Genomic DNA, 25,906 nt, shown 5'->3' on the forward strand with positions numbered 1-25,906 from the left:
CCGGATCCTTGACCGTCCCAGGGATTTACATCGATGTAAATCCCATGGTGCCATGACGTCTCACCGACTGGCGCAGTCCTCATCGGCAAGGAGCAGCATGCCCGCCCCGCATTCCCCGGCCCAGCCGCGTCCCGAGTACCCCCGGCCGCAGTTCGTCCGCGAGGCCTGGCTCAATCTCAACGGCGAGTGGCAGTTCGAGCTCGACCGTGCCGACACCGGCCTCGAACGCGGCCTGTGTGACCGGGAGTTGACCGACACCATCACGGTCCCCTTCTGCCCGGAGTCGACGCTGTCGGGGATCGGCGAGACCGACTTCCTGGAGGCCGTCTGGTACCGGCGCACGGTCACCGTGCCTGCCGAGTGGACCGACTCCCGGATCCTGCTGCACTTCGGCGCGGTGGACCACGACACGACGGTGTGGGCGAACGACGTGGAGGTCGCGCGGCACCGCGGCGGCTTCACTCCGTTCACCGCGGACCTCGCCGATGTGGCACGCCCCGGCGAGGAACTCGCGATCGTGGTCCGGGCACGGGACACCCGGCACGGACCGCAGGCCCGCGGCAAGCAGGCCACCTGGTACGCCAACACGCACTGCAACTACACCCGTACCACCGGGATCTGGCAGACAGTGTGGCTGGAGCCGGTACCCCGGGCCGTGGCGCTGAAGCGGCCCCGCATCACGCCCGACCTGGCATCGGGCACGTTCTTCCTCGACCTTCCGCTCACCGGCAACGCGCCGGGCCACCGGATCCGCGTCACGCTCGAGGACGAGCACGGCACCGTCGCCGAGGCGGTGACCCGCGCCGACCTCGACCTCAGCCCGCGCCTGGCCCTGCCCGTACCCGAGGACCGGCGGCGCGTGTGGTCTCCCGACGACCCGCATCTGTACGGCCTGACCTTCGAGGTCCTGGACGCCGAGGGCCGGTCCGTGGACCGGGTCACCTCGTACACAGGACTGCGCTCGGTCTCCATCGACGGCAAGCGCCTCCTGCTGAACGGCGAGCCCGTCTTCCAGCGCCTCGTCCTGGACCAGGGCTACTACCCGGACGGCCTGATGACCGCGCCGAGCGACGCGGACCTCGTCCGGGACATCGAACTCGGCCTGGCGGCAGGCTTCAACGGGGCCCGGCTGCACCAAAAGGTCTTCGAGGAGCGGTACTTGTACCACGCCGACCGTCTCGGCTACCTGGTCTGGGGCGAGTTCGGCGACTGGGGCTGCGAGGTCGGCGTACGCGACGACAATCAGCGACCGGACGCGAGTTATGTCACGCAGTGGCTGGAGGCCGTGGAGCGCGACTACTCCCACCCCTCGGTCATCGGCTGGTGCCCGCTGAACGAGACGTACCAGCATCTGCATGACCGGATCACCCAGCTCGACGACGTCACCCACGCCATGTTCCTCGCCACGAAGCAGGCGGACGGCACCCGGCCGGTGATCGACGCCTCCGGATACGCCCACCGCGTCCCCGAGACCGACGTGTACGACTCGCACTCCTACGAGCAGGACCCGGCCGCCTTCGCGAAGCAGATGCGGGGCCTCGCCGAGAACCGGCCGTACCTCAACACCGGTCCGGACGGGCGCACTTGGTCGGTTCCCTACCAGGGGCAGCCGTACTTCTGCAGCGAGTTCGGCGGCATCTGGTGGGACGCGAAGGCGGCGGCCGAGACCGCCGGCGACGAGCGGGACTCCTCCTGGGGGTACGGCGAACGGCCGCGCACCGCACAGGAGTTCATCGATCGGTTCACCGGCCTCACCGGCGTCCTCCTCGACGATCCGGACATGTTCGGCTACTGCTACACGCAGCTGACGGACGTCTTCCAGGAGCGCAACGGCGTGTACCACTTCGACCGCAGCGAAAAGGTCGACACCACTGTGCTGCGCGACGCGCAACTGCGTCCCGCGGCGTTCGAAAGCTCCAACTGATCAGGTTTCTGTAGGTAGTTCACCTCGATGAATGTCCGCAGGGCGGCGGTGCCAAGGACCGCCGCCCGCGGGGAAGGAGCCACATGACAGGCTCACCAGCACCCGCGCACCGGTCCGGGTTCACCCGGCGACGGGCACTGACCACCGCACTCGGCGCCGGGGCGGCCGTCCTCGGCACCGGGGCGCTGAGCGGCTGCGGCAGCGCGCTGGCGTCCGACGACTCGACCGTCCGCCTGTGGGACCTGTTCCAGGGCGCCGACGGCGGGCTCCTCAACGACATGGTCAGCGCGGCCCGTCCCGACATGCCGGGGACGAAGATCGAACGCACCGTGCTCGAGTGGGGCACCCCGTACTACACGAAGCTCGCGATGGCATCCGCCGGCGGACGCGGCCCCGACGTCGCCGCCACCCACCTGTCGCGTCTCGCGGGGTACGCGCCCACCGGGCTCATCGACCCGTGGGACCTGGATCTGCTGGCCGAATTCGGCGTGCGCAAGAGCGACTTCGCCGAGGCCGTCTGGTCACGGACCCTGTTCGAGGGCAAGACGTACGCCATCCCGCTCGACACCCACCCGTTCATCGTGTTCTTCGACCCGAAGCCGACGAAGAAGGCAGGGCTGCTCAAGGCGGACGGCACGCTGGACACGGACGCCTTCTCGTCGCCCGACCGTTTCCTCGACGCAGGCCGGGAACTGGCCAAGGCCACCGGCAAGCAGGGCATCGCGTACGGCTACGTCAACGACACCGCGCAGGGCTGGCGGCTGTTCTTCGGTCTGTACCGGCAGACCGGCGGGACCTTCAAACTGCCCGAGGGCGGCCCGGCCGAGGTGGACCTCGACCGGATGACCGAAGTCATCGCCTTCATGACGAAGTTGACGGACGGCAAGGTCAACCCCAAGGGGCTGAACTACGAGTCCGCCGTGGCCGCGTTCGCCAACAAGCAGACCGCGATGATCCTGAACGGCGAGTGGGAGCTCAATACGTTCAAGGAAGCCAACAAGGACGTGAGCGCCGCCCCGTTCCCCACGGTCTTCGGCACTCCGGCCGTCTACGCCGACGCGCACTCGTTCGTGCTTCCGCACCGCGACAACCCCGACCCGGAACACCGTCGGCGCACCCACCAGGCGGTGGCCGCCCTGCTGAAGGCGGGCCAGATCTGGGCCACCGCGGGCCACATCCCCGCGTACGAGCCGATCACCCGCACCAAGAAGTACGCCGACCTGCTGCCGCAGGCGCACTACAAGGCAGCCGCGGAGGATGTCGTACTCGACCCGGCGGCCTGGTTCGTCGGTGCGGGTTCCGACTTCCAGAACTCCGTGTCCCAGGTGCTCCAGCAGGCGCTGCTCAACGGCCTCGCCCCCGACCGGGCGGCACGCGCCATGGTGCGCCGCATCAATACCTTCCTCTCCAAGCCAAGCCCGGCCTGACCGGCGGCACCATCACCTCGCAGGAGGCACAATGACGTCCCCTCCCCGCGTCGCGCCCCGGTCAGGCACCGGGTCGGTGCGGCGATTCTTCTCGCCCGGTCTGCTGTTCGCGCTGCCGTTCCTCGTCCTGTTCGGGGCATTCATGATCTGGCCGCTGGGCCAGGGGCTCTGGATGAGCCTGACCGACACGTCCCTGTCGGCGCACGCCCCGTCGTTCATCGGCCTCGACAACTTCACCGAGGCCTTCCAGGACGCCGAGATGTGGCGGGCACTCGGACACACGCTGTTCTTCACCGCGATCTCGACGATCCCGCTGGTCGTGGTGGCGCTCGGTATGGCACTTCTCGTGCACACCGGCCTGCCCGGTCAGTGGGTGTGGAGGCTCGCCTTCTTCGCCCCCTATCTGCTGCCCGTCGGTGTCATCGGCCTGCTGTGGCTGTGGCTGTACGAGCCCGACCTGGGCCTCTACAACCAGCTTCTGGACTCGATCGGGCTCGGCGCAGTCGGCTGGCTGACCGAGGAGTCCGTGGCCATGTGGGCGATCGCCCTGGCCACCCTGTGGTGGACGGTCGGCTTCAACTTCCTGCTCTACCTGGCCGCGCTGCAGTCGATCCCGGACCACCTCTACGAGGCCGCGGCCATCGACGGAGCCGGCGGCTGGCGGCGCCTGTGGTCCGTCACACTGCCGCAGCTGCGCCGCATCACCGTGGTCATCTCCGTGCTGCAGGTCCTGGCGTCCCTGAAGGTCTTCGACCAGGTCTACCTGCTGACGAAGGGCGGTCCGAACGGCTCCACGCGCCCGGTCGTGGAGTACATCTACGACGTCGGTTTCACCGGCTACCGGCTCGGCTACGCGTCGGCGATCAGCTACATCTTCTTCGCCCTCGTCGTCCTCGCCTCCGCCGTCCAGTTCGTCGCCCTACGCCGCCGGGAGAAGTGACCATGACCTCCACCGACACTCCTGCCCGCGCCGCCGGCTCCGAGCCACAGCCCACGCGCTCCATTCGGCCGATCAGGCCACCGCGGCGGCCCGCCAAGACCCGCACGAACCTGACCCTCGGCGACAGCCGCGTCGCACGCGTCCTCGCCCTGACCGCGCTCGCCATCGGTGCGCTGATCTGGCTGCTTCCGATGTCCTGGGCCCTGCTCACGGCGTTCAAGTCCGAGCAGGACGCGAGCGATCCGCTGAACTGGTTCTGGCCGGAGAACGGCTTCACGCTCGACGGGTTCAGCCAGGTCTGGGAGCGCGGCGACCTGCCGCTGTGGATGCTCAACAGCCTCTTCATCGCAGCCGCTGTCACCGTGATCACGGTCCTCGTCTCGGCGATGGCCGGATACGCCTTCTCACGCACCCAGTTCAAGGGCCGGCGCTGGCTGTTCGTCATCACGGTCGCCGCGGTGCTCGTACCGCCGCAGATCCTGATCGTGCCGTGGTTCCAGCAGATGCTCACGCTGAACCTGCTCGACACCTACGCGGGGGTGATCCTGCCCCAGACAGTGGCACCCGCCATGGTATTCATCCTGAAGAAGCACTTCGACTCGCTGCCGCGTGAGCTGGAGGAGGCGGCACGGATCGACGGCGCCGGGCACTGGCGCATCTTCTGGTCAGTACTCCTGCCGCTGTCGCGGCCGATGCTCGCCGCCGTGGCGATCTTCGTGTTCATCGGTGCGTGGAACAACTTCCTGTGGCCCTTCATCTCCACGTCCGACCCGTCGCTGATGACACTTCCCGTCGGCATCACGGCGGTGAAGGACGCGTACGGCATCCAGTACGCACAGTCGATGGCGTCGGCCGTACTGGCCGCACTGCCGCTCGTGGTGGTCTTCGTCTTCTTCCAGCGTCACATCGTGAAGTCGGTGGCGACGACCGGTCTCGGCGGTCAGTGAGCCTCCATGCCGACCCGCCGGGACCGCGAACCTCCGCGCCCGAGAGCCTCGTTGACACTCCTCCGCCCCTTCTCTACCGTCCACAAGCCAGGGAACTTACATCGATGTAAGGAGTCGCCCATGGGCGCCCGGTCCCGCTCCGCCCTGCTCACCGCCATGCTCGCCCTCCTCGTAGGCCTGCTGTACGCACCTCAGGCCACCGGGCAGCAGTCCGATCCCGACCCCGCGGCAAAGGCCGCGGGGACCTTCCGGAACCCGCTGAACTCCGGCCCGGACCCGTTCATGGCGTACGCGAACGGCGCCTACCATCTCGCCACCACCCAGGGCGACAGCATCAAGATGTGGCGCTCGAAGTCCATGTCCACGCTGCTGGAGACCGACCCGATCACGGTGTGGACGGACGACGACGCCTCGCGCAACCAGCACATGTGGGCGCCGGAGTTCTACCACTTCGGCGACCGCTGGTACCTGTACTACACGGCCGACGACGGCGAGGACGACCACCACCGCCTCTTCGTCCTGGAGTCCGAGGCGGACGACCCGGCCGGCCCGTACCACTTCAAGGCGAAGCTCGAGCCGCCGAACCACAAGGACACGTTCGCGATCGACCCGGGCATCCTGCAGCACAACGGCAAGCTCTACCTGGCGTACAGCGGCATCAACGCGTACCAGCACAACGGCCTCAACATCGCGCCGATGTCGAACCCGTACACCGTCTCGGGAGACGCGGTCGCGATCGACGCCGCCGGTGGTTGCCCCGAGGTGCGCGAAGGACCGGCGTTCCTGAATCGCAACGGTCGTACCTGGATGACCTATTCGGCCTGCGACACCGGGAAACCTGACTATCAGGTGTGGATGATGTCGCTGCCGGACGACGCCGACCCGATGGTCCCCGGCAACTGGTCCCAGCACGAGGGCCCGGTGTTCTCGCGCGCCGACGACCGCGGGGTGTTCGGCCCCGGCCACCACTCCTTCTTCACGTCACCGGACGGCACGGAGGACTGGCTGATCTATCACGCCAAGACCACCGCCGAGAACACGTACACCAACCGCACGACCCGGGCCCAGAAGATCTCCTGGAAGGAGGACGGCTCTCCGGACCTCGGTACACCGCAGGCCATGGGCGCCACCCAGAACCTGCCCGCGGGCGACCCCGGTTCGGGCAATCACTGGATCAACGACGACGGCCGCTCGAGCGGCGACGCGACCGTCGAGTACACGGGCACCTGGAACTCCGGTGCCGGATGCGCGGCGCAGTGCTTCTTCGGTGACGACCACTGGAGCGACCAGGCCGGCGACACGGCGACGTTCCGGTTCACCGGCACCCGCATCGTGCTGCTGTCCGTGCAGGACACGGGCAACGGCATCGCGGCCATCAGTGTCGACGGCGGACCCGAGGAGCGCGTCGACTTCCACGGCCCGATCCGTACCGGCGAGACGGTCCAGTACCGCAGCCCGAAGCTGTCCCCCGGTCCGCACACCGTGCAGGTCCGGGTGACCGGTGAGCACAACGACTCGTCCGACGGCGCGTTCGTCAGCGTCGACCGGGCCGAGGTGTACACCGACTGACCGGTGGACTCGCGCACCGAACGAAACGGTGGCCGCGTCCCGTGGATCGCCACGGGACGCGGCCACCGGCCTGTCCCGGTGCTCCTCAGTAGCAGTACGGGTCCGTCACGGGCGCCAGTGCCGACGTCCCAACTCCACGAGAGTCATCCGGTCGCGGGCGGTCGCGGCCACCTCGTCCGCGGCCGGCCCCTCGCCGAGCTCGGCGCTGAGGAAGGAGCAGGCGGTCTGCACCATCTGGTCCACGAAGAGCCCGGCCAGCATGCGTAGTTCGCCCGCGCTCCAGCTGTCCGCGCCCGGGTCCGTGGCGAGGGTGTCGGCCACCTCCTGGATGAAGGTCTCGAGCTCGACCGCGATGGCCTGACGCACCTCACGCACCCCGCCGTGCCGCTCGCTGGCGACGAATCGCACGTGCGCCGGATGGTCGGCCACGTAACCGCGGATCAGGTCGACGGTGGTGTCTATGCGCTGCTGCGGGCCGTCCTGCTCGGTGAGCAGGGCCTGTACGAGCACGTGCAGGCTGCCCAGAGCCTGGTCGACGAGGGCCACACCCAGATCGGGGATGTCCCGGAAGTGGCGGTAGAACGCGGCCGGGGTGATGCCCACGGCGCGCGTGACCTCGCGCAGGCCGATGCTGGACAGGCTCTGCTCCTCCAGGAGTCCGAGCGCTGCGTCGAGCATGGCCTGACGCGTCTGCTGCTTACGGGCTTCCCGGGGTCCGGGGGTGGTGGTGCGGCTCATCACGGAGACCGAGTAAACACTCGTTTGCCATTCGGCGCCAGCGCGCGTACTCTCTTTTTCAGTGAACAACTGTTACTACAAGCGTTCACCGAAGAGGGGGATGTGTACCCATGATCATTCTCGTTGCGGCGGTACTTCTGTTCGGCGTCCTGGTCGGCGCCGCCGCCCAACTGCCCGTGTCCGCATCACTGGTGGGCGGCGCACTGGTCGCCACCTGGCTGCTCGTCTTCGCGGTACGCGAACGGCGGCCGGCTCGGCGGGCGGGACGGTGAGCGCGATGACCGGACCCACCGACACGGTCGCACCCCGCACGCCCGCGCCCGACAAGCGCGTCCGCCGCGCGGCGGACGACTACGCGGTGGCGTCGTTCGTCACCGGGCTCACCGGCCTGCTGGTCTTCAATCTCTTCCTCGGCCCGTGCGCCCTGATCTTCGGCACCTTGGCCCTCACCCGCGGGACCTCACGGCGAGGCCGCGCCTGGCTCGGCATCGCCCTGGGCGTGGCGGACCTGGTCGTCCTGGCCGTGCTCACCGCGGCCAACGGCACGCTGTCGTGGTCCACGACGGGCTGACCTCTCACGCACGGTTCGAAGGCCGCCGCGACGGGCCAACCGCACGGGTCTCGACCTCGTCGTAGCCCTCCTTGCGCAGCCCGTATCGGTAGGCCCGGTCCATCTCTCCGCCCAGCGCCATCATGTCCGGCGCCGTGCCGCGGTCGAGGTGCACGCCCGGCGTCCACAGCCGTGAGCGGCGCACCGCATCGCTGCCCGTCACCTCGGCGTGCTCCACGTCGACGATGAGGGCCAGGTGCGGGGGCATGCCGCCCAGCGCCATCGTCTCGAGGAGAGCGGGATCGTCGGTGATCGTGCCGCGGCCGCGGACATGCAGCACACCGCTGCGTCCCGGGACGAGCGCGGCGAACGACAGCCGCTCGTCCTGCAGCAGGTTGTGGAGCGAGTCGGCACACTTGTTGCCCTTGCGGTCCGGGATGGCGAGGGTGCGACCGTCCAGGATCCTGGCCACCTCCCGTCGGTCACCGCGCGGGCTCGTATCGCTCCCCTGGGACGCGTCCCACGTGGACAGCGCGAGGAACCTCGACGTCGCGGCCGAGTTGATCGTGACGACCGTGGAACTGAACACGCACAAGCTCATGGCCGATCCCAGAACCACTCCGGTGGAGACCTTCGAGAGCGAACTGGTGGACATGATCACTCGCTATCTGCGCGGCGATCGGTAGCCCGAAGCACCCCTGCGCGCGGTGGTTCCCGCACCTGGGGGACCGATGCCGACCGGCGCGCCCCGCGGATCAGCGCCTTCGTTCCGCTTCCCCACGGGAGCCGGCGCGCGCTAGCCGTCGATCACCAGATGGTCCAGGGGCCGGGAACTGCACAACAGGATCTTGTTCGCGGCGATCTCGCGGGGCCGGATCCCTCCGTTGTGCCGCATGTCGACGGACCCGGACAGGAGTGTGGTCTTGCAGGTGCCGCACATGCCCTGGGCGCACGACGCCGGCAGGGTGATCCCCTCGCGCGAGGCGGCGGCCAGCACGGTCGTACCCGCATCGCAGTCGATGGTGCGCCCGGTGCGGGCGAACTCCACCTTGAACGACGCCTGTCCGGTGCCCTGATCGGCCACGTCCCGGTCCGCACTCTCGAAGGTGAAACTCTCCTCGTGGTAGTGCTCCATCGCGAATCCGGCGCCCGACAGCATGCCCTGCACCGCCTGCATGTAGCCGCCGGGCCCGCAGGTGAAGACCTCGCGTTCAGGGAAGTCGGGGGCGAGTTCGCGGAGCAGTTCCGCGCACAACTGCTCGCCCCGGTCGTCCAGTACGTGCGTGACCCGGATGTGCGGGCTCGTCAGCGCGATGAACTCGAGTTCCTGCCGGAAGATGATGTCGTCGAAGCTGCGCGCACTGTGGACGAACACCACGTCCACAGCGTGCGCCAGGTCGTACAGCGCCCGGGTCATCGACATCAGGGGCGTCACCCCGCTCCCGGCCGACAGGAAGAGGTATTTCGGTGCCGGATGCCGGGCGATGGTGAAGCGTCCGAGCGGGCCCCGCGCCCAGACCTGGCTGCCCGGAGTCAGGTGGTCGTGCAGCCAGTTGGAGACCCGGCCGCCCGGGACACGTTTCACCGTGATCGTCAGCAGATCGGGGCGGGTCGGCGGGGAGGAGATGGTGTAGCAGCGCTCGACCTGCCGGCCGTCGATGTCCAGGAGCAGCGTGAGGAACTGACCGGGGTCGTGCCGGAAGAGGTGCGGGTCGGTGGGTTCGAGGACGAAAGTGCGTACGTCGTGGGTGGTGTCGTGGACCTGCTTGCACACCAGGAGCCCGTCGGCCCAGACGGGCGGGAGGCTCCCGGTGGCCATGGCCGCTGTGGTCATCGTCCCTCCTCCAGATGTGCGTCCAGCCGGTTGATGTACCACTGCACGAAGTCCTCGACCTGGGACTCGGTAGGGCTGTACGGGCCGGGGACGTAGCCGGGGTCGCCGATCCCGAGCTGCGCGCGGGCGACGAAGACGGCGTCCTGTTCGTTGGTGACTTCCCATACCTTCGTCAGTGGGTCCAGGTCGTAGTCCGTGCCCTCCTCCGCGTCGGCGTGCACCAGCCAGGTGGTGCGTACGAGGGTGCGGTCCGCGGCGAGCGGGAGCACCGAGAAGGTGACCGCGTGGTCGGCCGCGCAGTGGAACCAGGCGTTGGGCTGCAGATGGAGGCCGAGGTGGCCGAGGCGGGCCGTGGGGAAGTCGGCGAGCAGACGGCCGACCGCGGCCTTGCCGTCGTCGGTGAACGACTCCCCCGCGAGGTCGAGCGGTTCGCGTTCGATGCGGAAGCCCGTGGGCCGGTCGACCAGGTCCTCGAGCGCGGCGTACGGCAGCCCGATCGACTCGTAGGCGGCCCGTGCCTGTGCGTCTGCCTCGAGGAACCGCTCGTAGGTCGGGCGCAGTGCGTCGGGTACGTCGCCCTCGGTGAAGTTGTAGAGCGGGAAGTAGCAGCGCTGCAGCTCGGGGTGGCCGGCGCAGTGGTAGCACTCCCGGTTGTTCTCCATGGTGAGCTTCCAGTTGGCGTCCTCGACCAGGTCGACCTGCTTCGCCACCTTGGCCTGCCCGAGGCGGTGGGGGGCGAGGTAGGGGGTGATCCGTTCGGCGAACTCGTCGAAGTCGTCAGGGGGTTGGGCGGCGAGGCAGAGGAAGACGAGACCGGCGACGGCGCGCACGTGGACGGACCGCAGGGCGAAGCACGAGGGGTCGAAGCCCGCGTCCTGCGATGCGGCGTGCAGCAGTCTGCCGTCCACGCCGTATGTCCAGTGGTGGTAGCCGCAGGTGATGTTGCCGACCGAACCGCTCGCCTCGTTGAGGATGCGGGCGCCGCGGTGTCTGCAGACGTTGTGGAAGGCGCGCACCTCTTCGTCGTCGTCGCGGACGACGATCACGGAGTACGGCCCGACGGTGACGGTGATGTAGTCGCCGGGTTCCGGGACTTCGGCTTCTGTCGCGGCGAAGATCCAGCTGCGGGCGAAGACGGCCTCGATGTCGAGGTCGAAGAACGTCTCGCTGACATAGAAGGGGGCTTCGAGGCTCCGGCCGGCGACGCGTCGTTCGACGAGTTCGGCGGCGGGTGTGACGAAATCTTGTGCGGTCATCTCGTCTCTCCGATGGTTCGTCAGACGGGCAGGCACAGGCGCAGTGCGTCGTACACGGCTGCGTGGATGTTGCGACTGGTGACCGCGTCACCGATTCGGAACAGCTGGTACCGCCCCGCCGCGTTGCGGACGACGGTCTGCTTCTCGTACGCGAGGAGGGCGCGGTGGTCGACCTCGCCGAGGTTGGTGGAGCCGGCCAGGAGGTCCGCGTAGAGCTCGACGTTGGGGAGCGTGCCGTGCTCGACGACGACGTGGTCTACGGTCTGTTCCGTGTCGGTCCGGGTGTACTCGCTGTGGAGGGTGGCGGTGAGCCGCCCGTCGGGCGACCGGCGCACCGCACGCAGTCGCCTGGCGAGGGTGGTGGTGACGCCGTGCTCGGCGAACACCCGTAGATAGGCGGGGGAGTTCATGCTGCCGATGTCCGGTGCGAGCGTGCGTTCCGGTGTCACGTAGTGCAGTTGCGCGCCGGCCGGAGCCAGCAGCTCGACGGCGTCCATCGCGGGGTGGCCGCCGTGGTCGTCGTAGACGAGGATCTCGCTGGTGCCGCCGGGGCGCAGGGAGCCGGACATCACGTCCCAGGTGTCGGATACGAGGTCCTCGCCGGCGGCCAGGAAGGACCGGTCGGGCATGCCGCCGGTGGCGATGACGACCAGGTCGGGGTGTTCGGCGGTCACGTCGGCGGCCTCTGCGTAGGCGCCCAGGCGCAGGTCGACACCGAGGTGCTTGCACTCGGAGAACCGCCAGTCGACGATGCCGAGGAGGTCCCGGCGGCGCGGGTTGGACGCGGCGAGGCGTATCTGGCCGCCCGGGGCGTCGCTCGCCTCGAACAGGACGACGTGGTGGCCGAGTTCACCGAGGACGCGTGCCGCCTCCAGGCCGGCCGGACCCGCCCCGACGATCACCGCCTTCGAACGGGACCGGGCGGTGGGTGCGATGACGTGCGGCAGCTGGAGTTCCCGCCCGGTCGCCGGGTTGTGGATGCACTTGCTGTCGCCGGAGTCGTAGATCGCGTCGAGGCAGTAACTCGCCCCGACACAGGGCCGGATGCGGTCCTCCTCCCCCGCGGCGACCTTGGCCACCAGGTGCGGGTCGGCGATCTGGGCACGTGTCATGCCGACGAGGTCGACGAGGCCCTCCCGCAGGGCGTACCGCGCGGTCGCCGGGTCAGCGATCCTCGCCGCGTGCATCACGGGTACGTCGACGTTGCGCCGTATCTCTCCGGTGAACTCCAGGAACGAACCGAGCGGGGTCCCGATCGGCGGGATCGTCCTGGCCAGGGAGGCGTCGCTCTCGATGGATCCCCTGATGGCGCTGATGAAGTCGATGCCGGCGGCGCTGAACCGTGTCGCCGCATACACAGCGTCGGAGAACGTCAGCCCGTCGGGGTGGTCCTCGTCGAAGGCCATCCGGATGCCGAGGACGAAGTCCGGGCCCACGGCCTCCCGTACGGCACGGATCACCCGGAGCGGGAAGGCGGTCCGGTGCTCGATGCTGCCGCCCCAGGCGTCGTCGCGCTGGTTGGTCAGCGGGGAGAGAAAGCTGTCGAGGAAGTGGCCGTAGGCCTGGAGCTCGATTCCGTCGAGTCCTCCGGCCTGGCAACGCACCGCCGCAGCCGCGTAGTCGGCGACGATCCGGTCGAGGTCCCACGGCTCGGCGGCCTTGGGGAACGCACGGTGCGCGGGCTCGCGCAGCGCGGACGCGGCCACCAACGGGAGCCAGTCTCCTGAGTAGTTGCTCGTACGACGGCCGAGGTGCGTGACCTGGCACATGACGGCTGCTCCGGCCTCGTGCACGTCGTCGGTGAGCCTGCGCAGCCACGGGACGATCTCGTCGCGGTACAGCAGCAGATTCCCGAACGACGGTGGGCTGTCCGGGGACACGACCGCCGAGCCGCCGATCATCGTCAGGCCCACACCGCCGCGCGCCTTCTCCAGGTGATAGGCCCGGTAGCGGTCCTTGGGCAGTCCGTCCTCCCCGTAGGCCGGTTCGTGGGACGTACTGACCACACGGTTGCGCAGGGTGAGGTGCTTCAACCGGTAGGGCTGGAGCAGGGGATCCATGGTCGTGGTAGGTACGGGCATATCTGCTCCCGGTGAACTCTGTGGGCCGGCTGATGACAGCTGGATCCGAGAATTGGCCACGCTCAAGAAAGGCGCCTGGACGCCCTGAGAGTTTCGCTGTGCGAAACAGAGTCGCTATACGAGACAAATGTGGAGCCTGTCGAACTCCGCCGTCAAGCCTTTTCAGAGGTGGATCAGACGGGATCCGCAGTGGATCAGCCGCGCCGCAGATATCCCTTGCGCCAGGAGATCTTGTCGCCGGCCGCCACCAGCTGTTCGGCGAGCCCGGAGATGGTGTGGTCGTTGATCCGGAACGTCGGCCCGGAGAGCGTCACAGCGGCCACGACCTCGCCGTTCAGCGACCGGACGGGAGCCGAGAGCGCGGCCAGACCGATCTCGTGCTCCTCGCTTGCGACCCCGTAGCCGAGTTCGCGAACAGTCTGCAACTGCTCCTTCAGGAGCGCCGGATCCGTGACGGTGTACTCGGTGTACTCCTCCAGCGGCTGGGCCAGGATCTCGGTGACCTCGTCCTGCGGCAGATGCGCGAGGAAGACCTTGCCCGCGGATGTGGCGTGCAGGGGGGTGCGCTTGCCGATCCAGTCGATGCTGGTGATCGCCGCGTTGCCGATCACCTGGTCGATGCTGATGACCTCGTCCCCTTCGTGGACCGCCAGGTTCACCGTCTCGCCCACGGCCGCGGCGAGTTCCCGGCACACCGGGCGGCTCAGCAGGGACAGGTCGTCGCCCTTGGTGACCCCGCCGGCCAGTTCGACCATCGTGTAGCCGATGCGGTACCGCCCGCGCTCGTTGTCCTGCTCCACGAGCCCCCTGGCCTCCAGGGTCGCGAGCAGCCGGAACACGCTCGACTTGTGGATCTCCAGGGCCTCCGCGATATCCGTGACGCCGGAGGGTCCTCGCGCCGCCAGTACCTGAAGGATCGACACCGCACGATCCACCGACTGCACCGAGTTGTCCCGCGCCCGACCCTTGCTGCCCATACAGGGAGCGTATAGGAGGGCTTCGAACACCTGGCTCGGCCCGCTCGGCGCCATCGCGAGCAGCCCCAGACCCGTGGTGATGACCGCACGCGGCAAGCCTCCGACGACTCGCTGGTCTCCGGTCACCGTCCGGCCTGACAAGCGCCCAGCACACGCCCACGGCACCGTGCCCTGGTCTCCGCTCGCCCCCGAGCACATCCTCGTCGACCACCCCTGCCAGCAGTCGACCCCGCTCATGGCCCTCGCCGTAGAATCGGCACCGGCTCCGCCATGACCACCCGATGCCCGCTGTCCGGTGGAGTCTCGGACCTGCGGGACGCGTGAGTGTGCCGCACGCGGTCGTGTGTCCTGGCAGGAGGACTTCACCGATCACTTGCCGGGATCAGGGTGGCGCCCGATCACCTGGACCGGTGCGCCCCTCCCGGTCGGCCGGGAGGGGGCAGTCCCACTCGGAGCACGCTCGGGCAGACCTACTGCGGCACGCCGGGTCCGGCCGCATAGGCCAGCGGAGGAGCGATCGCCTGCGCGTCCGCTCCTTCGCCCACCCACAGCGCGATGAACAGAGCGGCGGTCGCTTCCAGGAGTCCCGCACGTTCGAGACCGCCGCCCGCGAGGGGGTCGCAGCCCACGTCCCGCACCAACGTACGGACCCGCGCGACCGCCTCCCCGTCGTCACCGCAGACCGGGACAGCGAGCGGCCTCCCGTCGAAGACGGGCGGGCTCATGCGCCACACGTCCTCGTGGCAGAGGTTGAACGCCTTGACCACGTGGGCTCCCGGCGCCGCCGAGGCCAGTTGCCGGGCGGCCGAGGGGCCTCCGTCCGTCAGCAGCCGGAAACCTGCGCCGACCGGGTTGCTGCAGTCGAGCAAGGCCTTGCCGTCCAGGGCCGCCTGCAGTTCCTGTGCCACTTCCGCGCCCGCACCGAAAGGCAGCGCTGCCAGGACCACCTCGCCGAACTCGGCCGCTGCGCGCAGACCGACCGGCTGTGCGCCTCCCCCGACGCGCCTCGCGAGCCGTTCCGCCTTGCCGATGTCCCGTCCACCGATGGCCACTTGGTGCCCGGCCCGTACCCAGTGGGTGGCGAGTGCCTCGGCCATGCTGCCCGTTCCCAGTACGCCGATCCTCATCACACATTCCCTTTCTGTGGCTGCTGTGACGCCTCGCACTGACGCTAGGAGGTCGCTCGGGCACCATGTGGTACGTGACGCATGACCCCTTCCTCGCCGACTGCCGCGCCCGCCTCGCCTTCGACCTGTTCTCCAACACCTGGAACCCCGTGGTCCTGTGGGCTCTGCGCAACGGGCCGATGCGTCCGGTCGAGCTTCGGGAACGGATCGGGGGCATCAGCTCCAAGGTCCTCACCGAGACCCTGCGACGGCTGCGGGCCAACGGCCTGGTCGAGCGGAACGAACGCACCGGGTCAGCGTCACGGGTCGAGTACCGACTCACCGCTCTCGGCGGGACCTTGTTGTCCCCCATCGACGCGGTCGGCGCGTGGGCCTTCGAGCACGGCGACGAGGTGATGACGGCACGGGAAGCGGCGTGCACGGCCGAGTTGCAGGCGGATCCATCGTCGCCCTGACGAGCTCTTCCGAATTGATCAGTGGTCGTATGCGACCAGGAAGCGCATGATCAGTGCGCGGGCCTCGCGGCTGTGCCGGATCGTGCTCGGCCCGGCCGGGACGCGTTGGGCCCTCTGCTCTGATCCGAGCGCTCGGGACAGCTCTCCTCATGCCGGACGACGGGGTCGGCGTCGCCTTGGGCGCGGGCGTGCAGATGCATGTCATGCCAGCCATCCGCGTGTCGAACTGAACTGCGCCGGACACCCTCGAACCCGAATCCGGTCTTGTCCGCCACCCGGCAGGACGCGTGGTTGCGGACGGAGTGTGCCAGTTCCAGACGGTGGAAGTGCACGTGCTCCAGCGCCCAGTCGGACAGGGTGGCGAGCGAGCGCGGAGCGACGCCGTGGCCGCGGAGCTCGGGCAGAACCCAGTACGCGCATTCGGCAAGGCCCACGAACAGATCCATCGAACGCAGGGCCACCCGGCCCACGATCTGTCCGCCGTCCGCATCGGTGACCGCCCACTGGGCGCCGCGCTCTTCCTGCCACTGTCGACCGGCGTCCGCGATCCACTCCTCAGCTGCCGCCCGAGACGGCATACGGCGCAGCGACCAACGCCGGATCGTCGCGTCCTGGTAGGCGCCCTGGAGGACCACGGCGTCGTCATTCCTCCACGGCCGCAGGAGCAGAGCTTCGTCGGACGACATGAGCGAGGGCTGGGGGAAGCCGGAGAGACTGCCTGCCGGAACGACCGGCGCGACGGACGGTCTCACGAACGCGGCCGGTGGGCTCGGATATCCACGGGGCGGCCGTCCGGGTCGTGCGCCGTCATGGTCCACTGCGCAGGCAGTGTCACGATCGGGCCCACCGGGTGTCCTGCCGCCAGAATCCCCTCGCGAACCTCGTTCAGTTGCGCGTGAGTTGCGACGCGCAGACCCCAACCCGCGTTGCCCAAGGGGTCGAGGTCCGTGATGGGGACGGCGGGTGTCTCGACCATCATCAAGTGGTCGTTCCCTCCGACATCGACGACCGCGACCCGGGGGTCGGACGAGGTGGCGCCGCGCTCGAAGGCGAGCGCGGCGCCGAGCACGTGCGTGTAGTACGTCAGGAGCCTGTCCAGGTCGGTCGTGGACAGCGTCAGATGATTGATTCCCAGCAGCTCAGGCATCGTCGGCAGGCTACTACCGTTCGATCGACCGGGTGTGGGCGACGAGCGCGTTCGCGTGCCCGTGGCCGAGGCCGTGCTCGGTCTTCAGCCACGTGACCAGCTCCATGTGCCCGGTGAGCGGCGAGGAACGGATCAGTGCGATCCATTCCTGCACGGGTCGGCCGTACTTTTCCTCGATAGCGGGGAAGTAGCTGGCGGGGTTCCCCTTCACGGCAGCCATAGCGGATTCCTCTCTGTGCGGGGCGATGCGATGCGGGGCGGGGGACTCGCGACTTGGGACTCAGGCGGGCCGGTACGTCGCGTCGATCACTCCGGTGGAGAAGGTCGTCGACGCGGTCAGCGTCAGGGGTACGCGGTTCGAGCCCTCGGGGAACAGTCGTTGGCCGGTTCCCAGCACCAAGGGGTGGACGAGCAGGCGCAGTTCGTCCAGCAACCCGGCTGCAAGGAGCGCCCGAGTCACGCTGATACTGCCGGCCAGGTTGATGTTCCCACCCTCCTGTCCCTTCAAGTCCTGCACGGCGGCGATGACTTCACCGTCGATGACGGAGGCGTTGTTCCAGCCGGGCTCCCGGAGAGTCGTGGACGCGACGAGCTTGGGTACGCCGTTGATGACGTCGGCCACCTCGCCGCTCTGGCCCGGCCACACCGCGGCGAACGCCTCGTACGTCACCCGCCCGAACAACAGCGTGTCCGCCTCCGCGTACATCCCACCCAGCGCGGCCCCCATCTCGTCGTTCATGTAGGGGAAGTGCCAGGTCTCCGGCGCCTCGACCACGCCGTCCAACGATATGAACAGGCCGGCCACAACCTTGCGTACCGCAGTCATCCGTATCCTCCGATCCTGGGCCCTCCGGCGGCGTGCGCCTTGCGTGTGCATCGGCGACGCGGGCGGGCACGGGATCGAGTGTCACGACCGTTGGCCTGCGGGAACAACAGGCAATCGAGCAACGCCGGTTGAGCGAAACTCAAGCACGGGTGGGTGCGACGACGGCGCCCTGGGAGCATGTCCGCGCTACACCGCAGGCATGTACCGCTCGAACCAGTCCAACACCCGTGTCAGGAAGTCGATCTGCGCGGGATACGCCCGCACCCCGTGCCCCTCCTGCGGATAGATGACCAGTCCCGACGGCACTCCCCGCGCGCGCAGGGCCTGGTGGAACTCCTGCGCCTGGCCGGGGGGTGTGCACGCGTCCAGCGCGCCGGCGACGTTCAGGCAGGGAGTGCGTGTCTTGCCGGCATGCAGGACGGGGCTGCGGGTGTGTGCCCGGGTGCCGGGCTGCTCCGGGTCGGCGTCGAGGAAGCGGTTGCCCCACGCGGCGATGTTGCTCGTGAACGACTGGCTGTACCAGTCGGTCACCGGGGCGAGGGGGACGGCCGCGGCGAAACGAGTGTCCTGGGTGACGAGCCAGGAGGACATGAAGCCGCCGTAACTCCTGCCGATGAGGCCGATCCTGGCGGGGTCGGCGATGCCCCGTTCGACCAGGGCGTCGATGCCGGACAGGTAGTCGTGGGTGTCGGCGCCGCCCATGTCGCCGACGACCGCGCCGGCGAACGACTGCCCGCGGCCGCTGCTGCCACGCGGGTTGGGGTTCAACACCGCGTATCCCCGGGACACCAGGAGCGGCACCCACGGGTACGACATCGACCAGGTGTCGCGGAATCCCCAGACGGGGCCGCCGTGGATGTTCACGACGAGCGGGAAGGGACCGTCGCCCGCGGGCTTGCACACGATGCCCTCGATCTCCGTGCCGTCGGGCGCGCTCCAGGAGAGCGCCTGCGCCGAACCGGCCACCGAGCGCAGGTAGTCGGTGCCGGGGTCGGCCACGGACGCCAGCACCTGGTCGCCGTCTGCCGCGGTCAACACCAGCTGCTGCGGGAGCTCGTAGGACTCCTGGATGGTCAACACCCTTCCGTCGGCGGTGAATGAGCCGTCGGGGTGGAAGGTGGTGCCGCCGCAGGACTTGGCGGTGGACAGGGCCTCGGTCACGCGCCCGTCGCCGGTGCGGACGACGCCGGCGACGGAGTCCAGGTGTCGCACCCCGACGTACCCGAGGCGCCCGGCGTCGATCCACTCGAGCCGGGTGACATCGGTGCCCGCGGTGTCGATCCGCCGTACCGCACCGGAATCGGCGTCGACGAGCAGCAGGTCACCGGCCACCAACCAGCGGTCACTGCAGACCGCTTCGGCTACCGACAGCCACCGGCCGTCGGGCGAGCCCGTCGGCAGCCCGAGCTGGACCTCGCTGTCCAGTACGGTCCGGACCGCTCCATCCAGGCCGATGAGGCTGAGGACGGCGCCGTACCAGTCGTCCTCGCCCGGGGAGTCGGAGGTGATCGCGGCGATACGGTCCGGCCCGCACCAGCCGGCTTCCCAGCAGTTGAGGCCCTGCGGCGACACGCGCTCGAGGGCACCTGTCGCCACGGTGTACGACCACAGGCTGCGCCAGGCCTCGTCGGCGACGTCGCCGTCGACCTTGGGGAACCACGCAGGCGCCCCGCCGCCACTCCCCCGGTTGGTGCCCGACCCCTGTCCGCCGGACAGGTCCGCGCCGAGGCCGGCGACGCCGAGCAGGATCCGCCGGCCGTCCGGCGACCAGTGCAGGTACTCGACCGTCCCCGGCACGGCGGGCGCCCGCTCCGCCTCCCCCAGCGTGCCGTCCACCAGGAGGTACAGCTGGTACACGCCGTCCTCGCCGCGGTCTGACAGGAACGCCAGCGTCCGCCCGTCCGGCGAGAACCGTCCCGACCGGGCCGAACCGCCACCCGTCGACACGGGCCGGAACCGGCCGTCCACCGCGGTGTACACAGCGGTTCTCGGCGCACCTTCGAGGTCGGCCATGACGTCCGCGGTCACCACGGCGCTCGCTCCGTCGTACGACACTTGCGCCTCACGGATGTTCATCGGCCGGCCGAATCCCGGCCCGTGCAGCGCACGGAGGTACTCGAGAACCTTCCGGTACTGCGTCGTCGCCCTCAGATCTGCCGGCAAAGCGCTCCCCTTCCCCATCGTGGCCGTGCCGGGGTGGAGACCGGCACCACGTCCAGCCTGCCGGTTCGGTCCGAACCGGCGCGACCGTCAGGTGTCGGTCTTCCGCGCGCACCCGCACGACGGACGATGTCCACCGGCGCCCGCGCACCTACCGTCCGGACACCCCGGAGCGAGAACGGTCGGACCACAGCCCCCAGGTCTGCAGCACGTACGGCCTGCCCTTCTCCTCCCCCGCGATCAGTGGCACGTCGAGCAGCCGGAAACCGGCCTTCGCGGCCACGGCGGCGCTCGCGGCGTTCTCGGCCTCCAGTTCCAGAATCACGTGTTCCACGCCGAGTTGGCCGAAGGCGTACGCGGCCATCACACGCACCGCCCGCGCGGCCAGGCCCTGACCGCGGTGCGCGGGGCCGATCACATAGCCGATCTCGGTGCCCTCGGGGGCGCGCCGCAGCATGACCTCGCCGAGCGGCTCCCCGCCGTCCGCGGTGATGGCGAGCAGGACGGTCGAGCCCTCCGCGCGCATTTTCCGTCCCCGGTCCAGGCGGGCGCGGGCCGCCGCCGCGTCGAAGGGCGAGACGATCGGTGTCCAGTGCGCGATGTCGGGGTGGTCGAAGAGGTCCGGCATCGCGGCCAGGTCTGCTTCCGTCCAGTCGCGCAGGACGAGCCCTTCTCCCGCGAGTTCGATCCGTTCGGGAAACGACGACGTGGTGCTGCCCATGGTGAGACCCTCCCTGGCCGGTGAACGGGCAGCGTAGCCAGTCCACCGCGGGCTCGCTCCGGCACATCCGGGGTAGCCGCCCACCGTGCCCGAAAGCCCTCGCTCGCGTGGGAAGTGTGTCCGTACTGGGCGACTTGTGTCCGAGTCGTGCCCGTGCGTCTCATGATCACGTCGACTGTGTCATCACCTCGTAACCGCGCTTCCCCCGTGATCGTCTCGTGGGTCAGGATGTTGATCGACCGAGCACACAGCACAGTCCGTTCGTTGAATCGGCCGGGCTTGCGCACGACCGGGGGGAACGACTCCATGCTTCGCAGCCACCGCCGTAAGACCGTCCTGACCGCCGCCGCCCTGATGGCGACGACCGCGCTGCTCACGTCCTGTCAGGGAGGCGACTCCGGCAGCAAGAAGTCGAGCGGCTCCGGATCGTCGGCCTCCGACTCGGACGCCAAGGGGAAGTCCGACGACGACAAGGGCGGCGCCGACGGCACCGAGGCGCAGTCCGGGAACGGCTCGGGGGGCGGGTCCGGCGGCAAGGCGGGCGGCAAGGCCGTGACGGGTACGTGGTTCGGGAACGTCGCCTACCTGGCGCCGGGCAAGTACACCGTCACGGACATGAAGGACACCAAGCAGGCGTTCTTCACCTCGACGGACACCGACATCCAGGGCGCGGGCAAGATCTGCGGTGACGCGGAGGGCCAGGCGGCGACGCCGTGCACGGAGGACCAGCTCGAGGCAGCGTCCAAGAAGGGCGTGAGCGCGACCGTCAAGATCAAGAACGGCACCGCGGTCAGCATCGTCGAGGACCACTCCAGCAGCGGTGGTGGCGACGGCGGCGGCGAGAACGGGTCCGGCACCTGGTCCGGAGACCTCGGCTACATGGCCCCGGGCAAGTACAGCATCGCGGACGAGAAGGGCGCCAAGCGCGCCTTCTTCACCTCCACCAGCACGGACATCAACGGTGCCGGCTGGATCTGCGGCGACGCGAGCGACATCACGCCCTGCACCGAGGACCAGCTCGAAGCGGCCGCCAAGAAGGGCGTCGCCGTGGTCGTCAAGATCGCCAAGGGCGTCGCCGTCACCATCGACGAGGAGCACAACTGAGCCGTCGGGCCACAACCGAGTCTCGGCGGGCGACCACCGTCGACGAGCGGTGAACTGAGTTCCGCGGGCGGGCTCGGCCGACAGGGCCGAGCCCGATCTCGCACCCTCTCCCCGTGAATCAGCGCGCGGACCGTCTTCGCAGACGGTCCGCGCGCTGTTGTGCTGCGGCGGGGCCGGGCCCGCTCGCGGCGACCCGGGACGCTCAGGCCGGACGCGCTTGCAGGATGCCTTCGACGCCGTCCAGGAAGGTCCCGGAGACGAGCTCCGGATCGAAGAGGCAGCCGGCCGCCATGGCGCCGTCCCGCAGCATCACGAGATGCCGGCCGGCCGCGTCGGCGGGCTCATGGCCGGCCTGTCCGAGCAGCTCCGTGACGGTGTCGAGGAACCATTCGCGGTGGGCCAGGACCGTGCGGTGGATCGGGTGGGCGGGGTCGGGGTATTCGGCGACGGCGTTGAGGAACGCGCATCCGCGGAAGCCGGGAGACTTGATGCCGTCGACGATGGACCGGGCGACGGCCCGGACGCGGTCGGAGCCCGATTCGCCGCTCGACTCCGCGGCCGCGACCTGTGCGCGGATTCCTCGGTCGGCCTGGTCGAGATAGGCGAGGACGAGCTCCTCCTTGCCCGCAAAGTGCCGGTACAGCGTCGCCCGGGTGACCTGCGCCTCCGCGATGATCCGGTCGACGCCGACGGAGTGGATCCCCTCCGCGTAGAAGATTCTCGTCGCCGTGCTCAGCAGCCTGGCTCGCGCTTCGGACGTGCTGCCGTTTTCTGTGCCCCGACTCATGGACCCGAGCGTACCAAACCCGCGAGGGAGAACGTTCGGTCTTGACATCCGTCGAGCAGAACCTTTAGATGATGACGAGACCGAACGTTCTCCCTCGGCGAGACGACCCTCACGTCACGGTCCGCCGTCACCGGAAGGCATCCCCATGGACACCCTCATCAGCACCACCGCTCCCACCAGCGTCCCCGTGGCACTGCGCAAGCTGTACTTCTACCGCTTCGCCTTCGCCGCCGTATGGGCCGCGCTGCTGTTCGCGACCGCCGACACCCTGGGTCCGCTGACCGCCACCCTGCTGGTGATCTACCCGTTGTTCGACGTGGCGTGCGCCGTCGTCGACGTCCGCTCCGCGAACGCGAGCGGCGGACCGGCCCGCGGCCTGTACGTGAACATCGCACTCAGCACCCTGGCCGGCATCGGCCTGGCCGTCGCCGCCACGTCCGGCATCCCGGCGGTGCTGCGTGTCTGGGGGATCTGGGCCGTCACCGCCGGCATCGTGCAGCTCGTCGTCGGGGCGAGCCGGCGCCGGCTCGGTGGCCAGTGGGCGATGATCGCGAGCGGCGGCATCTCCACGCTCGCCGGAGCATCGTTCGTCGCGCAGGCCGGCGCGGAGTCCCCCACGCTGGGCAGCCTGGCCGGCTACGCCTTCCTCGGCGGCGTCTTCTTCCTCGTCTCCGCCCTGCGCATCAAGCCCTCAGGTCAGCACGCGTGACCACGCCCTTTCGCACCCCACACGGACCCGACCGGTGTTTCCCCTGCACCGGTCGGGCCCGTGGCTTTCGACAGGTCAGGGGCGGAGGCCGCTCGAATGGCGGCGCCCGTCCGACAGTCTCCCGAGGCGCGAGGACCCACTCCGGATTCTCACCCCGGCGGCCCAGCAGCCTTCCTCACCGACGGGGTACTCGACCGCCATGCACACCTACAGCTCAGCCACCGTCCTGGCCGCCTCGGGCGCCGCCTCGTTGATCATCGTCCTCGTCGGCGTCGTCGTGGTCCTCGGTCTCATCGCCATGTTCGCCGCCGGGCGACGACGTGACGCACGCCGTGCCGAGCGGAGCACCAACGCCGACGGCACCGACCCGGTCAGCGGCGAGGCCCAGCGCGGCACCACCTGGCAGACCCCCGACGACGACCCCGACCAGGGCAATCCCCATCCCTGACCTCGTTGCCCTCACCCCCGGGTCTTCGCGGCGCAGTCCGTGACCAGACTGCGCAGGCTGCCCGTGCGCTGCAGCAGGTCGCGTTGCACGCGCGCTCCGGTCCCCCGCCGCCGCAGTTCCGTCAGCGCGGCTCGGGCCGACGCGAGGTCGCCGTGGTCCCCCAACGCGTCGCGTACGTGCGCGAGCAGGGCCTGCACCACGTCCTCGGCCGGCTCGGGCCGCATCGTGTGCGGGTGCAGGAGCCGGTCCTCGAGGCCCGTTCTGCCGGCCTGCCACGCCGCCATGCGCAGGACCGCCGATCCGAAGGGTGCGGGTTCGCCTCCCGAGCGCCACTCGCGTGCCGCGGTCTCGACGAGGCCGCGTACGAGGGTGGCGAGGAGGACCGTGTCGGACGGGTCCAGGCATACGTCGGCGACTCTGATCTCGACGGTGGGATACCGGTGGGAGAGCCGGGCGTCGAAGTAGATCATCCCTCTGTCCCGCAGGACTTCGGTGTCGAGCAGGGCCTGGACCCGCTCGTGGTAGCGGTCGGCCGAGCCGTAGAGATCGGCCGGTCCCGAGGACGGCCAGCGGCCCCAGACCATGCTCCGATAGCTGCTGTAGGAGGAGTCGCGGCCCTGCCAGAACGGCGAGTTGCTGCTCAGGGCGAGGAGTACGGAGAGCCAGGGCCGCAGCCGGTCGAGTACGGCGACTCCTTCCTCGTCCGACTCCACCGATACGTGGACGTGGCAGCCGCAGGTGAGCTGCTCCTCCGTGGTCAGACCGAAGCGTTCCGCGAGCCACCGGTGCCGTTCGCCGGTCCCGATCGAGGGACTGACCGGGAGCGGGGACGTTCCGAGGGCTGCGACGGCTGCCCCGAGATCACCGGCGCTTCTGGCGGCCTCCGCTCGCCACCGGCGGATCTCGCGCGCGAGTTCTGTCATGTCGCTCTGTGGGGCGGTGGCGAACTCGAGCTGTTCACGGTGGAGTTCGGGATCGAAGGGCGAGTCGCCCGCACCCCGGCGCTCCGTCAGGGCCAGGACCGCCGTGGACAATGCCTGCGGCTCACCGCTCTCCGCGTCGACGAGCAGCAGCTCCTCCTCCACACCGACGGTGCGCATGCCCTCTCCCCCGTCGGCGCGGTCTTCGGCGGACAACGGCATCTCAGGCCTCCACCGGAGCGAACGGCAGGAACTCGTCCGCTCCCGGCTGGACCACGCCGTAACTGCTCTCCGGGACCTCGTGCCACACGCCGGGCAGATCCCCCAGCGGCTCGGACACGACCAGCCTGGTGTCCGGCGACACTCCGCGGAGGAAGTTCAGGTCGGGGTGCAGGGCGCGGATCGTGTCGGCGCGGCTGCTGTAGAAGAGCGACCGGGAGGCACGCAGGCTCGAATAGCGAAAGGTCCACAGGCGTTCGCCGTCCGAAACGGCGACCGTCATCTGGAGTGGATCCCGGACCCCTTCGCGGCGCCCGATCCGTTCCACTGTTCCGGCCATGCGCGCCACCGCTCCGGGGGCGTCCTGGTCGAGGCCGAGGGTGACCGCGAGATAGAACATCACCTCCGAGTCCGTGGACCCTTCCAACTGCGAGTACAGCGACGGGTCGATGGCCAGGGACAGGTCCCTGCGCAGGCGGTGGAAATCGGCGATCGCACCGTTGTGCATCCACATCCAGCGGCCGTGCCGGAAGGGGTGGCAGTTGGTCTGCTGCACCGCGGTGCCCGTCGAGGCGCGCACGTGGGCGAAGAACAGCGGGGAACGCACGTGTGCGGCGATCTCACGGAGGTTGCGGTTGTTCCAGGCCGGGCCGGTGTCCCTGATCACCGCGGGCTCTTGCGCCTCGGGCCCGTACCAGCCCACGCCGAACCCGTCGCCGTTCGTCGTCTCCACGCCCATGCGGGAATGCAGGCTCTGATCGATCAGTGAGTGCTCCGGCTTGTACAGCAGGTCGGCGAGCAGCACGGACGTTCCGGAGTAGGCGAGCCACCTGCACATCAGCGGGTCCTTCCCCGTACGTCACAGTGCGGGGCAGTTCGGTGGTCGGTCGGTGCGACCGCACGGGTTCGCGGCCCTTCGCTTCCACCGTACCGACTCCCTGCGGGGGCCGCTTCCTCCCGACGCCGCCTCCGCCGTCGCTGCGTTTAGACGGCAGTGCGCAGGGCAACCGGGGTGTCCTGGGACGGGGGTGGACGAGCGA

Annotated in this window: 28 protein-coding genes; 12 read left to right on the forward strand and 16 right to left on the reverse strand. The window is 69.5% G+C overall.

Going from position 1 to position 25,906, the window contains the following annotated elements:
• Positions 1-97: 97 nt before the first annotated feature.
• The 5 genes from DSC45_RS04295 to DSC45_RS04315 all read left to right on the forward strand — a co-directional run bounded on the left by DSC45_RS04295 (position 98) and on the right by DSC45_RS04315 (position 6,807).
• Entirely contained in the window at positions 98-1,924 is a 1,827-nt protein-coding gene (locus DSC45_RS04295; RefSeq protein ID WP_119287244.1) for a glycoside hydrolase family 2 protein, read from the forward strand.
• Between the two features lie 83 nt (positions 1,925-2,007).
• Complete coding sequence (locus DSC45_RS04300; protein WP_119287245.1) at positions 2,008-3,351, forward strand: ABC transporter substrate-binding protein; 1,344 nt, start codon at positions 2,008-2,010, stop codon at positions 3,349-3,351.
• 31 nt (positions 3,352-3,382) lie between these two features.
• Entirely contained in the window at positions 3,383-4,291 is a 909-nt protein-coding gene (locus DSC45_RS04305) for a carbohydrate ABC transporter permease (RefSeq protein ID WP_119287247.1), read from the forward strand.
• 2 nt (positions 4,292-4,293) lie between these two features.
• Positions 4,294-5,238, forward strand: coding sequence for a carbohydrate ABC transporter permease (locus tag DSC45_RS04310; RefSeq protein ID WP_119287249.1), 945 nt, complete (start codon positions 4,294-4,296; stop codon positions 5,236-5,238).
• Positions 5,239-5,358: 120 nt separating this feature from the next.
• On the forward strand, positions 5,359-6,807 hold the full coding sequence (locus DSC45_RS04315; protein ID WP_119287250.1) for a glycoside hydrolase family 43 protein: 1,449 nt from the start codon (positions 5,359-5,361) through the stop codon (positions 6,805-6,807).
• A 105-nt stretch (positions 6,808-6,912) separates the two neighbouring features.
• On the opposite strand, the gene DSC45_RS04320 is transcribed toward DSC45_RS04315, so the two are convergent.
• Positions 6,913-7,545 (reverse strand): TetR family transcriptional regulator, encoded by a 633-nt coding sequence (locus tag DSC45_RS04320; RefSeq protein WP_119287252.1) that lies wholly within the window; start codon positions 7,543-7,545, stop codon positions 6,913-6,915.
• A 110-nt stretch (positions 7,546-7,655) separates the two neighbouring features.
• Between DSC45_RS04320 and DSC45_RS35630 the strand changes: the two genes are divergently transcribed.
• A complete protein-coding gene (locus DSC45_RS35630) occupies positions 7,656-7,817 on the forward strand; it encodes a hypothetical protein (protein ID WP_162929123.1) in 162 nt (53 codons plus the stop codon).
• 5 nt (positions 7,818-7,822) lie between these two features.
• The gene (locus DSC45_RS04325; protein WP_119287253.1) at positions 7,823-8,116 is read left to right on the forward strand and encodes a DUF4190 domain-containing protein; all 294 of its coding nucleotides are present in this window, start codon (positions 7,823-7,825) and stop codon (positions 8,114-8,116) included.
• Positions 8,117-8,120: 4 nt separating this feature from the next.
• Here DSC45_RS04325 and DSC45_RS04330 read toward each other — a convergent pair whose 3' ends face one another.
• Positions 8,121-8,696 (reverse strand): pyridoxamine 5'-phosphate oxidase family protein, encoded by a 576-nt coding sequence (locus DSC45_RS04330; RefSeq protein WP_346426647.1) that lies wholly within the window; start codon positions 8,694-8,696, stop codon positions 8,121-8,123.
• On the opposite strand from DSC45_RS04330, the gene DSC45_RS04335 reads away from it, so the two are divergent.
• Positions 8,620-8,781 carry a hypothetical protein gene (locus DSC45_RS04335; RefSeq protein WP_240434450.1) on the forward strand — a complete coding sequence of 54 codons (162 nt, stop codon included), beginning with the start codon at positions 8,620-8,622 and terminating at the stop codon, positions 8,779-8,781. The genes DSC45_RS04330 and DSC45_RS04335 overlap by 77 nt on opposite strands.
• Before the next feature lie 110 nt (positions 8,782-8,891).
• Here DSC45_RS04335 and DSC45_RS04340 read toward each other — a convergent pair whose 3' ends face one another.
• The 5 genes from DSC45_RS04340 to DSC45_RS04360 form a co-directional block, all read right to left on the reverse strand.
• Complete coding sequence (locus DSC45_RS04340) at positions 8,892-9,929, reverse strand: FAD-binding oxidoreductase (RefSeq protein WP_240434451.1); 1,038 nt, start codon at positions 9,927-9,929, stop codon at positions 8,892-8,894.
• The gene (locus DSC45_RS04345) at positions 9,926-11,185 is read right to left on the reverse strand and encodes an aromatic ring-hydroxylating oxygenase subunit alpha (RefSeq protein WP_119287255.1); all 1,260 of its coding nucleotides are present in this window, start codon (positions 11,183-11,185) and stop codon (positions 9,926-9,928) included. The genes DSC45_RS04340 and DSC45_RS04345 overlap by 4 nt, the downstream gene beginning before the upstream one ends.
• A 20-nt stretch (positions 11,186-11,205) precedes the next feature.
• Positions 11,206-13,266 (reverse strand): NADH:flavin oxidoreductase, encoded by a 2,061-nt coding sequence (locus DSC45_RS04350; RefSeq protein WP_119287257.1) that lies wholly within the window; start codon positions 13,264-13,266, stop codon positions 11,206-11,208.
• Between the two features lie 194 nt (positions 13,267-13,460).
• On the reverse strand, positions 13,461-14,243 hold the full coding sequence (locus DSC45_RS04355) for an IclR family transcriptional regulator (RefSeq protein ID WP_240434452.1): 783 nt from the start codon (positions 14,241-14,243) through the stop codon (positions 13,461-13,463).
• Between the two features lie 470 nt (positions 14,244-14,713).
• On the reverse strand, positions 14,714-15,370 hold the full coding sequence (locus DSC45_RS04360) for an NADPH-dependent F420 reductase (RefSeq protein ID WP_119287259.1): 657 nt from the start codon (positions 15,368-15,370) through the stop codon (positions 14,714-14,716).
• Between the two features lie 74 nt (positions 15,371-15,444).
• Here DSC45_RS04360 and DSC45_RS04365 point away from each other — a divergent pair, with 74 nt between their 5' ends.
• Positions 15,445-15,825 carry a winged helix-turn-helix transcriptional regulator gene (locus DSC45_RS04365; protein WP_119287683.1) on the forward strand — a complete coding sequence of 127 codons (381 nt, stop codon included), beginning with the start codon at positions 15,445-15,447 and terminating at the stop codon, positions 15,823-15,825.
• A 50-nt stretch (positions 15,826-15,875) separates the two neighbouring features.
• Here DSC45_RS04365 and DSC45_RS04370 read toward each other — a convergent pair whose 3' ends face one another.
• The 6 genes from DSC45_RS04370 to DSC45_RS04395 all read right to left on the reverse strand — a co-directional run bounded on the left by DSC45_RS04370 (position 15,876) and on the right by DSC45_RS04395 (position 20,679).
• A complete protein-coding gene (locus DSC45_RS04370) occupies positions 15,876-16,511 on the reverse strand; it encodes a GNAT family N-acetyltransferase (protein WP_162929124.1) in 636 nt (211 codons plus the stop codon).
• Between the two features lie 62 nt (positions 16,512-16,573).
• Entirely contained in the window at positions 16,574-16,972 is a 399-nt protein-coding gene (locus DSC45_RS04375; protein ID WP_119287263.1) for a VOC family protein, read from the reverse strand.
• Between the two features lie 13 nt (positions 16,973-16,985).
• Positions 16,986-17,192: a DUF4287 domain-containing protein gene (locus tag DSC45_RS04380; protein ID WP_119287265.1), complete on the reverse strand. Its 207-nt coding sequence runs from the start codon at positions 17,190-17,192 to the stop codon at positions 16,986-16,988.
• A gap of 60 nt (positions 17,193-17,252) precedes the next feature.
• On the reverse strand, positions 17,253-17,798 hold the full coding sequence (locus tag DSC45_RS04385; RefSeq protein ID WP_119287267.1) for a dihydrofolate reductase family protein: 546 nt from the start codon (positions 17,796-17,798) through the stop codon (positions 17,253-17,255).
• A 186-nt stretch (positions 17,799-17,984) separates the two neighbouring features.
• On the reverse strand, positions 17,985-19,961 hold the full coding sequence (locus DSC45_RS04390; RefSeq protein ID WP_240434453.1) for a S9 family peptidase: 1,977 nt from the start codon (positions 19,959-19,961) through the stop codon (positions 17,985-17,987).
• A 148-nt stretch (positions 19,962-20,109) separates the two neighbouring features.
• A complete protein-coding gene (locus tag DSC45_RS04395; protein ID WP_119287269.1) occupies positions 20,110-20,679 on the reverse strand; it encodes a GNAT family N-acetyltransferase in 570 nt (189 codons plus the stop codon).
• Between the two features lie 306 nt (positions 20,680-20,985).
• On the opposite strand from DSC45_RS04395, the gene DSC45_RS04400 reads away from it, so the two are divergent.
• Positions 20,986-21,783, forward strand: a complete 798-nt coding sequence (locus DSC45_RS04400) for a hypothetical protein (protein WP_162929126.1) — start codon at positions 20,986-20,988, stop codon at positions 21,781-21,783.
• Positions 21,784-21,985: 202 nt separating this feature from the next.
• Here DSC45_RS04400 and DSC45_RS04405 read toward each other — a convergent pair whose 3' ends face one another.
• Positions 21,986-22,570, reverse strand: a complete 585-nt coding sequence (locus DSC45_RS04405; RefSeq protein WP_119287270.1) for a TetR/AcrR family transcriptional regulator — start codon at positions 22,568-22,570, stop codon at positions 21,986-21,988.
• A 145-nt stretch (positions 22,571-22,715) separates the two neighbouring features.
• Here DSC45_RS04405 and DSC45_RS04410 point away from each other — a divergent pair, with 145 nt between their 5' ends.
• Both DSC45_RS04410 and DSC45_RS04415 read left to right on the forward strand, forming a co-directional pair.
• Positions 22,716-23,279 (forward strand): hypothetical protein, encoded by a 564-nt coding sequence (locus DSC45_RS04410; RefSeq protein WP_119287272.1) that lies wholly within the window; start codon positions 22,716-22,718, stop codon positions 23,277-23,279.
• 199 nt (positions 23,280-23,478) lie between these two features.
• The gene (locus DSC45_RS04415) at positions 23,479-23,727 is read left to right on the forward strand and encodes a DUF6479 family protein (RefSeq protein WP_119287273.1); all 249 of its coding nucleotides are present in this window, start codon (positions 23,479-23,481) and stop codon (positions 23,725-23,727) included.
• Between the two features lie 11 nt (positions 23,728-23,738).
• On the opposite strand, the gene DSC45_RS04420 is transcribed toward DSC45_RS04415, so the two are convergent.
• Together DSC45_RS04420 and DSC45_RS04425 are read right to left on the reverse strand one after the other, a co-directional pair.
• Positions 23,739-24,827 carry a glutamate--cysteine ligase gene (locus DSC45_RS04420; RefSeq protein WP_119287689.1) on the reverse strand — a complete coding sequence of 363 codons (1,089 nt, stop codon included), beginning with the start codon at positions 24,825-24,827 and terminating at the stop codon, positions 23,739-23,741.
• Between the two features lie 43 nt (positions 24,828-24,870).
• Positions 24,871-25,704 carry a class II glutamine amidotransferase gene (locus DSC45_RS04425; protein ID WP_119287275.1) on the reverse strand — a complete coding sequence of 278 codons (834 nt, stop codon included), beginning with the start codon at positions 25,702-25,704 and terminating at the stop codon, positions 24,871-24,873.
• Positions 25,705-25,906 lie beyond the last annotated feature (202 nt).

This window comes from Streptomyces sp. YIM 130001, from assembly GCF_003574445.1.
Classification (GTDB): domain Bacteria; phylum Actinomycetota; class Actinomycetes; order Streptomycetales; family Streptomycetaceae; genus Streptomyces.